The sequence below is a fragment of the Citrobacter sp. wls827 genome (assembly GCF_005280875.1).
Taxonomy (GTDB): Bacteria; Pseudomonadota; Gammaproteobacteria; order Enterobacterales; family Enterobacteriaceae; genus Citrobacter; species Citrobacter youngae.
Genome location: NZ_SZWR01000021.1, coordinates 305,193 through 315,590 on the forward strand (window position 1 = coordinate 305,193; position 10,398 = coordinate 315,590).

A 10,398-nucleotide genomic window follows, 5' to 3' on the forward strand; every position below is an offset into this window, starting at 1 on the left:
GCCATGGTTACTACAGATGTTTTATGCAGCCGGTTGAGCAGCTGGTTTAGCGGTTTCGTGTTTTACTGCTTTTTTGGTGTGTTTTTTAGCGGCCTGAGCTTTCTGCTCTGCGGCTGGTTTGGTTGCAGCTGGTTTAGTTGCTGCTTTTTTGGTGTGTTTTTTGGCTGCCTGAGCTTTCTGCTCTGCAGCTGGCTTGGTTGCTGCTTTTTTGGTGTGTTTCTTCGCAGCCTGAGCTTTCTGTTCTACAGCCGGTTTAGCTGCGGATTTTTTAGCGTGCTTTTTGGCAGCCTGCGCTTTCTGCGGAGCTGCTTTGTGCTGTTTTTTATGATGAGTGGTTTTTGCCGGTGCGGCTTTCGTGGTCGCAGCAGCAGTCGGAGCGGTAGTAGCAGTTGTTTCAGCAGCAAATGCAGCGGAAGACAGACCCATAGCAGCGGCAACAACCAGAGCTAATACTTTTTTCATTCTCATACCCTCGATTTGGTTTTTCATTCAACCCCACTGCGGGGCCGTTGAAATAACTATATCGCTGTAATCTCTGGGCTTCCGTGAGTCATTGGTTTCGACGTGTAACCGTTTGTACAATGACTCACGGTTTACGATTACAGATAGCGGGCTTCCAGATGGGCGCGGAAATAGCGGCTGCTCAGCGGCTCTCCGGTTGCCTGGGTAATGAGCTGCTCGGTCGTGAAACGACTGCCATGTTGCCAGATATTCTGGCGCAACCAGTCAAACAAGGCGCTAAAATCTCCTTGCGCAATGGCGTGGTTTAAGTCTGGCAAGGCACGGTTAGCTGCACTGAAAAGCTGGGCTGCATACATCGCCCCCAATGTGTACGAAGGGAAGTAGCCAAAACCGCCATCGGTCCAGTGGATATCCTGCATACAGCCGTTACGGTAGTTCCCGATCGTAGAGAGCCCTAACCAGGCCTGCATTTTTTCATTCCACAAGGCAGGAATGTCATCGACCTCAATGTCGCCGTTAATCAACGCGCGCTCGATTTCATAACGCAGGATCACGTGAGCAGGATAGCTAACCTCGTCAGCGTCAACGCGGATATAGCCCGGTTTGACCTGCTGGTTCCAGGCGATGAAATTGCTTTCCTCAAAGGCGGGTTGATTGCCAAAATGTCGGGTTACTGCGGGAATTAACCGTTTCAGAAACGCCGGGCTGCGGCCTAATTGCATTTCAAAGAACAGGCTCTGAGATTCATGGATGGCGGTTGATCGTGCCAGGGCAATAGGTTGTCCTGACCAGTTCTGAGGTAGATTTTGCTCATAACGCGCATGACCTGTCTCATGAATGACGCCAAATAACGCGCTGAGCAGTTCGTTTTCATCGTAGCGGGTGGTAATCCGAACATCTTGCGGTACGCCGCCGCAGAACGGATGTGCACTGATGTCCAGGCGTCCCGCGGTAAAATCAAAACCTAACTGCGCCATGGTTTCAAGGCCCAGCTCACGCTGAACTGCAGTCGGGAAGGGACCTGTGGGGGCGATAAGCGATTGTTGTGATTGTTTTGCCACTACCTTATTGAGCAATTCGGGTAGCCAGCTCTTGATGTCGGCAAAGAGAATATCCAGCCGGGCGCTGGTCATCTCTGGTTCAAAGACATCCAGTAATGCGTCGTAGGGCGAACATCCTTTCGCTTCTGCACGCAGTCGGGCTTCTTCGCGGCTGTACTTAACCACCTCTTTCAGGTTTTCAGCAAACCCTTCCCAGTCATTGGCCGGGCGTTGGCTGCGCCAGGCATGTTCGCAACGACTGCCCGCCAGTGATTTCGCTTCTACCAGTGATTCGGGTAGCAAGGACGCTTGATGATGTAGCCGTAACATTTCGCGCAGATTGGCCTGCTCGACATCGTTCAGGTCTTCCTGCTGTGCGGCGGCGATCCACTTTGCCACATTGGCATCGGTTAACAGTTGATGTTCAAGCACGCTCAGTTCAGCCAGCGCTTCACCCCGGGCTTTGCTACCGCCAGGCGGCATCATGGTAAACATGTCCCAACTGGCTATTGCCGAGAGGTGGGAGAAGCGAGAGAGGCGCTGGAACGTACGGGTGAGTTGATGGTAATTATCGCTGTTACTCATTTTTTGTTCTCGTTCTGTTGGACCAGATTTCAGAGTCTAACGCGATTTCGCAAATTAACCCATTCATCATAGGCATGGGAATTTTGGTAGCTTGTCAATGATAATGATACTTTTTATCATGATCGTGTATTGTTCAGATAACGAGAACATTTCATTTTATCCAAGGAGCAGGTGTGCAACAGGAAGTCAGTAACGAATATATCGCAAGGACAAAAGCGGTGGCTGGCTGTTTCTCTATGTTTTTGTTGATGTTCGGCCTCACATTTTCCCCATTATTTTTCCCTGCCAGTCACGACTTGCTCGCCAAAGGATTACTTTTCCCGCTGCTGTTTACACTGGAATTCGTCGTCCTGGTGCCGTTGTATTACGTTTTCTTTAGAAAAAGAGACGGTCTCGGGAAAGGAACATTCAACGCCCGGTGGTTTGCCATATTGTTTGTTGCGCTGCTGATTGTGCAGCTGGTCCTGCCCTGGGTATTGGGGATCAGAAAGACCGAAGAATGGGTGACAAGCCAGGTCTCACTGAACAGCTACGCGCTTTGGTTATCCAGTGTAACGCTGATATTTATTGCACCCGTGTATGAAGAAATCATCTTCAGGGGCTGCCTGTTCAATGCCTTTCAGTACTGGTTCAATAATAAAACAGGATTGTCGTCAGTGGTGGTGTCGGCTATTTTCGCCGTGATGCATACACAGTATGTGGATCTGAGAACGTTATTGATGTTGTTTATTGTGTCCCAGGTTTTGATCCTGGCGAGGCTGAAAAGTAACGGTTTACTGATGCCGATTTTGCTACATATTTTGATGAACGGTACGGTAATTGCTCTGCAGATTAGCGCCCAGACGTTTATGTTATCGTGAGACGTTTATGATGCCCGGTTTTCGGGCATCATTGATTATGCGTGCAGACGGTGGTGCAATCGGGCACCAACCAATAGCGCCAGCACCAGCATCAGTGCGATAAACCCGCCCACGCCGTTCCAGCCATAGCTATGCCAGAAAACACCCCCTAGTGTACCGGCAATGCTTGAGCCCAGGTAATAGCTGAACAGGTACAGTGAAGAGGCCTGGCCTTTAGCGCGTTTGGCTCGCGGCCCGATCCAACTACTTGCCACGGAATGCGCCGCAAAAAAGCCGGCTGAAAAGAGCAACATACCGGCAAAAATCAGCCATAACGAGGTAAACTGAGTCATTATTAGCCCGAACAACATCACGCCCGTCGAGAACAACATTACCGGGCCGCGCCCATAACGGGTGGTCATGGAACCGGCTTTTGGTGAGCTCCAGGTGCCGGTAAGATAAGCCACAGACAACAAACCGACGACAGCCTGGCTCAGCGCCCAGGGAGACAGCATCAGACGGTAGCCGATGTAGTTAAACAGTGTGACAAACGACCCCATCAGCAAGAACCCTTCTGCGAACAACAGTGGAAGTCCTCTGTCACGCCAGTGCAAACGGAAGTTGATAAATAACGTTTTAGGCCGTAACGATGTCGGTCTGAAGTGCCGTGATTCCGGTAAGATCTTCCAGAACATTAGCGCGGAGGCGAGGGCAAAGCAGCCAATAGCCGCCAGCGCGATTCGCCAGCTAAAAAAGTCAGTAAACACGCCGCTAATCAAACGACCACTCATACCACCAATCGAGTTTCCGCTGATGTATAAGCCCATTGAAAATGCAACAAAACTTGGCTGAATTTCCTCACTCAAATAGGTCATTCCCACGGCCGCCACGCCGCTCAGTGACAGTCCGATCAGCGCACGCATGATTAAAATACCGTGCCAACTGGTCATCATTGTTGAAAGGAGCGTACAACAAGAGGCGAGCAGCAGCGCGGTCACCATCACCGGCTTGCGGCCTATGGCGTCGGAAAGTGGGCCGGTAAACAGTAACCCTATTGCCAGCATCGCTGTTGAAATGGAGAGCGAAATACTACTGCTGGCAGGAGAGACACCAAACTCGTGCGAAAGCACAGGCAGTATGGGTTGTACGCAATAGAGGAGGGCAAAAGTCGCCAGTCCGGCGGAAAACAGCGCCAGCGTGACGCGCATAAATGGGGATGTTCCGCGTTTGATAAAACCATCCGGCGGGGTAACTATCTGTTCATCAACATCGCTTGTTGGCGCGGTATCGACAGTTGTTGTACGGCTCACTTGAAATCCTTGCTCATCCAATTACGTCTACAGGACCAGCCTTAAGAGTATGAAAATCACAATATTCTGTCTAATATATTAATAATCTCAAATAATATTTTAAAGATATGAATATCGAACTGCGTCATTTACGTTACTTTGTGGCAGTTGCGGAAGAGCTGCATTTTGGTCGTGCAGCGGCACGACTGAATATTTCGCAACCTCCGTTGAGCCAGCAGATTCAGATTCTTGAGCAGCAGGTGGGTGCACGGCTACTGGCGCGGACTAACCGCAGCGTGGCGCTTACCGCTGCCGGAAAACAGTTTCTGGCGGACAGTCGGCAAATCCTGGGCTTGGTAAATGAGGCTGCCGCCCGTGCTGAGCGATTACACCTGGGGGAGTCGGGGGAACTGCGCATCGGTTTTACGTCATCAGCCCCGTTTATTAAGGCCGTGTCCGATACGCTGTCTCTTTTTCGCCAATGCTATCCTGCGGTGCATATGCAAACCCGTGAAATGAATACGCGCGAGCAAATTGCCCCGCTCAACGAGGGAACACTGGATTTAGGGCTCCTGCGCAATACGCAACTACCGGACACGCTGGCGCGGGAGGTCATTTTGCATGAGCCGCTGATGGCGATGATCCCACGCGCACATCCTCTGGCGCAAAAGCCGGTGGTGACGCTGGCGGAGTTGGCAAACGAGCCGTTTGTCTTTTTTGATCCGCATGTTGGAACGGGGTTGTATGACGATATTCTCGGCCTGATGCGCCGTTATGATCTGAAACCAACCATCGCCCAGGAGGTCGGTGAGGCGATGACCATCATTGGACTGGTGGCCGCAGGGTTGGGGGTTTCCATTTTGCCCGCCTCTTTTAAACGGGTGCAATTGTATGAAATGTGTTGGATCCCTATTGCCGAAGACGATGCGGTCTCCGAAATGTGGTTGGTGTGGCCGAAGCATCATGAACAAAGCCACGCTGCGCAGCGTTTTCGCCAGCAGCTTTTAGCCGCAGTGCAGCGCGGTTAATTTAGTTTAAAAATGGTCGAAAATGTGCAGTAAATCACAAGGCTAAGCAAAAAGTTGACGGAAACCATTGAAGTGCTTCACCATAGTCTACAGATTATTTCGGAGCGCGAAAATAAAGGGAGTAAGTGGTGGTTGCTGATAGTCAGCCTGGGCATATCGATCAAATTAAGCAGACCAATGCGGGCGCGGTTTATCGTCTGATTGATCAGCTGGGACCGGTATCGCGTATTGATCTCTCTCGCCTGGCACAATTGGCGCCTGCCAGTATAACCAAAATTGTCCGAGAAATGCTGGAAGCGCATTTGGTGCAGGAGCTGGAAATAAAAGAAGCCGGTAACCGCGGACGTCCGGCGGTTGGGCTGGTTGTCGAAACAGAAGCCTGGCATTACCTTTCTATTCGTATTAGTCGTGGCGAGATTTTCCTGGCGCTGCGCGATCTGAGCAGCAAACTGGTGGTCGAGGATTGTCTTGAAATGGCGCTGGTCAGCGAGACATCGTTACTGGAACGGGTTGTTGCGCAAGTTGATCAGTTTTTTATTCGTCACCAGCAAAAACTCGAACGCCTAACTTCCATCGCGATTACCTTACCCGGCATTATTGATACAGAGAACGGTATCGTACATCGTATGCCGTTCTATGATGACGTAAAAGAGATGCCGCTCGGCGAAACGCTGGAGCGGCATACCGGCGTGCCGGTATACATTCAGCACGATATCAGCGCATGGACCATGGCCGAGGCGCTGTTTGGTGCATCACGCGGGGCGCGTGATGTTATTCAGGTAGTCATCGATCACAACGTGGGTGCAGGGGTGATCACTGATGGTCATTTACTGCATGCAGGCAGCAGCAGCCTGGTCGAAATAGGTCATACGCAGGTGGACCCTTACGGCAAACGGTGCTACTGCGGTAATCATGGGTGTCTGGAAACGATCGCCAGCGTCGACAGCGTGCTGGAACTGGCGCAGGTGCGACTGAAGCAGTCAATGAGCTCCTCTCTGCACGGACAACCGTTGACGGTAGACGCACTGTGTCAGGCGGCCATGCAGGGCGATTTATTGGCGAAAGATATTATTAACGGCGTTGGGACACATGTCGGTCGTATCCTGGCCATCATGGTGAATTTGTTCAACCCGCAAAAGATATTGATAGGATCTCCACTCAGTAAAGCTGCTGACATTTTGTTCCCGACGATTGCTGACAGCATTCGTCAACAGGCGCTTCCGGCCTACAGCCAGCACATTGTTGTCGAAAGTACGCAATTTTCTAATCAGGGGACGATGGCGGGGGCCGCTCTCGTTAAAGACGCGATGTATAACGGTTCTTTGTTGATTCGTCTATTACAGGGTTAACATTTTTTAACTGTTGTACGAAAAATTGCGCTATCTCAAGCTGGTTCTGGCCGTCATACTTTAGACTTTCTCCACTGTTTTATTTTCCTGACTTATATTTTCAGAGCATACGGTGGAGTTAGTGATGCTGAAGCGTTTCTTTATTACAGGTACAGACACTTCTGTTGGGAAGACCGTGGTTTCCCGCGCATTACTACAAGCGTTGGCGTCAGGGGGTAAACGTGTGGCGGGTTACAAACCCGTCGCCAAAGGCAGCAAAGAGACCCCGGAGGGTATGCGCAATAAAGATGCACTGGTGCTGCAAAGTGTGTCATCCATCGAACTGCCGTACGAGGCGATTAACCCTATCGCGCTGAGCGAAGACGAAAGCAGCGTGGCGCATAGTGGTCCGGTTAACTACACCCTGTTATCCAATGGACTTGCAAGCCTGAGTGAGAAGGTTGATCACGTTGTTGTTGAAGGTACAGGTGGCTGGCGTAGTCTGATGAACGATCTGCGTCCGTTATCAGAGTGGGTAGTACAGGAGCAACTCCCGGTTCTGATGGTGGTGGGCATTCAGGAAGGCTGTATTAACCATGCCATTCTCACCGCACAGGCGATTGCCAGTGACGGGCTGCCGTTGATTGGCTGGGTAGCGAACCGTATTAACCCCGGATTGGCGCATTATGCCGAAATCATCGACGTGCTAAGCAAAAAATTACCGGCACCGTTGATGGGTGAATTGCCTTATTTGCCACGTGCCGAGCAGCGCGAGCTTTCTCAGTATATTCGTCTGTCAATGCTCGGCAGCGTGTTGTCTGTAGATAGAGTCATGGCGTAACGTTCGCGACAGCACTGACGACACGACGCAAGCGATCAACAGGCCGGGGAGCAGTCGATACTCCCCGGTCATTTCACAGACCATCAATGTCGACATAATGGGGGCATGGGTCGTCGCCGCCAGCAGCGTGGCCATTCCTGTTAAGCCCAACAGTACCGCTATTTCATCCGCCCCCGGAAGCCAGAATCCCCATACCCGACCCAGTAACATACCGATCGACAAACCGACGAACAGCGTTGGTGTAAACACGCCGCCGGGGGCTCCTGAACCGCTACTGGCGAGTACGGCCAGCAATTTGCAAATGAAAATTCCGCTGATGACGGCGAGCAAAGGCGGAGAGAGTAAATACGACTGTACCACGCTGTAGCCGTTGCCCCAGACCGCAGGCGTAAGTAGCGACAACAGGCCAACGATCAACCCGCCTAGGGCTAACTGGCCTGGTGGTGCGAGTTTTAAGCGCAAAAAGCCGTTGTGGCTGGTGGTCATAAGCCACATAAAAAGAGGTCCGCAGAGACCGGCTAACAGACCCGTGCTGATAATCATCACATATTCCAGCACATGCAGTTCACGTGTCAGATGAACGGTATACAGTAGCGCGTTGCTGTCGCTAAGCGCGTTGCTGTCGCTAAGCGCATTGGTGGTTAACAATGCGACGACGGCGGAGACAACCACCGGCCCTAATGAGGCGAGGATCAACGTGCCAAACAGCACTTCGGCAATAAATAAGCTACCCGCCAACGGAGCGTGATACGCACCGGCCATACCAGCAGCAGCCCCGCAGGCAATCCATAATTTCCATTCCGAACGCGGTGTGAAGCGTTGTGCGAAGCATGAGGCCGCCAATGCGGCCAATAAAATCATTGCTCCTTCACGACCAATGGCGCTACCGCTCGCCACGACGACCAAAGAGGCCAGTGATTTCACCAGACTTGCGCTGACGTCGAACTGCCCGTCAGTCTGCAGGGCTTCCATATAATCTGTGGGGGCCTGTGGGCGTAAACGATTAAATTTTTGCCAGCCCCAGAGCAAGAGTCCTGCCGCCAGACCACCGAGCGCAGGTGTCAGCATGCGTCTGAACGGCGGCAGATTTGTCGCGGCATTGACCAGACTTCCCGTATCGTTACTCAGAAACAGCCATTCAAGCAATTGCATCGCATGACGAAATCCTGCAACGGCCAGGGCTGCAAGGATACCAATCAGCGCGGCGATCAGCAGACGCCGAAACAGAGTGCGTAGGTCAGGATAAGCATGTAAACGATGCATGGGTTGCCAGACAGGAATATTCAGACGGCTTATTTTGCGGGTAATTAGCCGCAGAAGCAAAAGCTCAGCGTGCGAAACTTAGCGGGAAATGGGCAGGAACTGTCCTGCCCGTGGGTGACATTAACGAAACAATGGTTTATCTGCCACCGGAACTAATAACTGCGACTGCCATTGTGCCAGCGTCAGGCGTGCCAGTTTACCCAACCCCTGGTAGAACGGATGGTCCGCCTTCTCGATAAAAACATCGAGAAAGCGAGCCGACCACGGCAGTAGATGCCAGGCCAGCAATTGCTCACATTCGGTGTGGCGGCCATTTTCGGCAAGCCAGACGGTTAGCAGTAACAGCGAACCAAAGTGATCTTCTGGCTCATTCTGTTGCAGCGCAAACTGAATGCCGTTGTCGCGCATCCATTGACGTAATGCCAGCGTGGAATCACCAAACAACACGTTTTCGCGATCCAGCCAGACCGAACCCCAGGGCGGGGATGGCAAAGCGTAGGGGCCGATAAACAAACGTTGCCAGGCTTGTGGGAGCGTTTCATCGCTATCTGTCTGCATTTGTGCAGCCAGTGGCGACAACGTAGCTTCCGGCAGCGGCCACTGTGCTTGCCAGCCATCAGCTTTTAACGCACTGACCATCGCAGATGCTTCAGCGCTATCTGGCGCATAGAAGAACAACGCGCCCAGAACGCGCGCTGCGGTTGAAAAGTTGTCACATTGTGAAAAATGGGTCATGCAAACAATCCTGAACAGTGCGGGTTGCCCCGCACCCGAGAGTTAACCTGCAACAGCCATTCCGACTGTCATATGCAAACCATAAAACAAACCACGACCAATGATTTCACCGGCCAGGACTAAAATTAAACCTAACGCCAGCCCAGCGGCATGCGGGTTTTTACGGCGGATAAGCGGGCATATCCAGCACCCAAGACCTGCGGCCAGCAAGACGATGCGCCACACCTGTAAGCGGCCGTAGTCAGGTACCAGCGCATTGGCGAATTGCACCGAACTGTGGATTGTGCCGAGGGAAAGTCCCTGCAGGACAATCACACCTGCACTCACCAGTAACGCCAGCACGCTTATTCCCGCGAACACGTTGGCATTAAAAGGAACACCAGCAGCACGCAACAGCAGGGCGGCAAAGAGTGGCCCGCTCAGAAGCATGGTCATGAAAAAGGCCACCGTAGTGTAACCATTATACCAGGTCGGTACGGTATCTATCTGGTAAACGTTGGTCATCGCCCAGACAAACACCACGCCCAGCAACATGCTTACCAACAGCCATATTTTACCTAATGCAGCAGGCATTTTACCGAGAAAAGCGACCAGCCACCATAAACCACCGACGGCAAAAAACAGCGAACCGCTGGCGATTTCATTACTTAGCGCTGATTCACCGACTCTGTTCAGTGAGTTAAATGCGCGTAACGGAGACCCCAAATGCATAACCGAGGCCAGGAATGCGATTCCCATTACCAGCCAAAGAAAAAACATACTGCGAACAATGCGCTGCCTTACAACATCGTCTTTGGCGGCAACCCAACCCAGCCCACTGACGATTAGCGCGCCTGCCACGCATTGGCCCAGAACCGTGAACAGTACCAGCGGCCATTCATGCCATCCACTTCCCATTTTAGACCTCCTTCGGATTAGCCAGATAACCCGTGGTATCCCCGGTCGGGCGGCTATTGGCATTTGGTTTGATGACGATGCTCGGTTTGGT

General features: G+C 52.0%; 10 protein-coding genes and 1 pseudogene. 4 read left to right on the top strand and 7 right to left on the bottom strand.

The annotated features are described in order from the left end of the window. Window positions 1–21 precede the first annotated feature (21 nt). Entirely contained in the window at window positions 22–462 is a 441-nt protein-coding gene (asr, locus tag FDX03_RS18635) for an acid resistance repetitive basic protein Asr (protein ID WP_048211722.1), read from the bottom strand. Between the two features lie 137 nt (window positions 463–599). After that, window positions 600–2,087 carry a carboxypeptidase M32 gene (locus tag FDX03_RS18640; protein ID WP_137346383.1) on the bottom strand — a complete coding sequence of 496 codons (1,488 nt, stop codon included), beginning with the start codon at window positions 2,085–2,087 and terminating at the stop codon, window positions 600–602. A 173-nt stretch (window positions 2,088–2,260) separates the two neighbouring features. On the opposite strand from FDX03_RS18640, the gene FDX03_RS18645 reads away from it, so the two are divergent. After that, entirely contained in the window at window positions 2,261–2,947 is a 687-nt protein-coding gene (locus FDX03_RS18645; protein ID WP_061067869.1) for a type II CAAX endopeptidase family protein, read from the top strand. Between the two features lie 35 nt (window positions 2,948–2,982). On the opposite strand, the gene FDX03_RS18650 is transcribed toward FDX03_RS18645, so the two are convergent. Next, window positions 2,983–4,236, bottom strand: coding sequence for an MFS transporter (locus FDX03_RS18650; protein WP_137346384.1), 1,254 nt, complete (start codon window positions 4,234–4,236; stop codon window positions 2,983–2,985). 107 nt (window positions 4,237–4,343) lie between these two features. Here FDX03_RS18650 and FDX03_RS18655 point away from each other — a divergent pair, with 107 nt between their 5' ends. The 3 genes from FDX03_RS18655 to bioD all read left to right on the top strand — a co-directional run bounded on the left by FDX03_RS18655 (window position 4,344) and on the right by bioD (window position 7,412). After that, window positions 4,344–5,243, top strand: coding sequence for a LysR family transcriptional regulator (locus FDX03_RS18655; RefSeq protein WP_048211718.1), 900 nt, complete (start codon window positions 4,344–4,346; stop codon window positions 5,241–5,243). A 128-nt stretch (window positions 5,244–5,371) separates the two neighbouring features. Further along, a complete protein-coding gene (gene mlc / locus FDX03_RS18660; RefSeq protein ID WP_048212588.1) occupies window positions 5,372–6,592 on the top strand; it encodes a sugar metabolism global transcriptional regulator Mlc in 1,221 nt (406 codons plus the stop codon). Between the two features lie 124 nt (window positions 6,593–6,716). After that, window positions 6,717–7,412, top strand: coding sequence for a dethiobiotin synthase (bioD, locus tag FDX03_RS18665; protein WP_005121161.1), 696 nt, complete (start codon window positions 6,717–6,719; stop codon window positions 7,410–7,412). Here bioD and clcB read toward each other — a convergent pair. The 4 genes and pseudogenes from clcB to FDX03_RS18685 all read right to left on the bottom strand — a co-directional run. Beyond that, entirely contained in the window at window positions 7,368–8,675 is a 1,308-nt protein-coding gene (gene clcB / locus FDX03_RS18670; RefSeq protein WP_137346385.1) for a voltage-gated ClC-type chloride channel ClcB, read from the bottom strand. The genes bioD and clcB overlap by 45 nt on opposite strands. A gap of 120 nt (window positions 8,676–8,795) precedes the next feature. Then, window positions 8,796–9,410, bottom strand: a complete 615-nt coding sequence (gene dmsD, locus FDX03_RS18675; protein WP_137346386.1) for a Tat proofreading chaperone DmsD — start codon at window positions 9,408–9,410, stop codon at window positions 8,796–8,798. Window positions 9,411–9,452: 42 nt separating this feature from the next. Beyond that, complete coding sequence (locus FDX03_RS18680) at window positions 9,453–10,307, bottom strand: dimethyl sulfoxide reductase anchor subunit family protein (RefSeq protein ID WP_048211715.1); 855 nt, start codon at window positions 10,305–10,307, stop codon at window positions 9,453–9,455. Window position 10,308: 1 nt separating this feature from the next. Then, window positions 10,309–10,398 (bottom strand): annotated as a pseudogene (locus FDX03_RS18685) (dimethyl sulfoxide reductase subunit B); the annotation flags it as partial.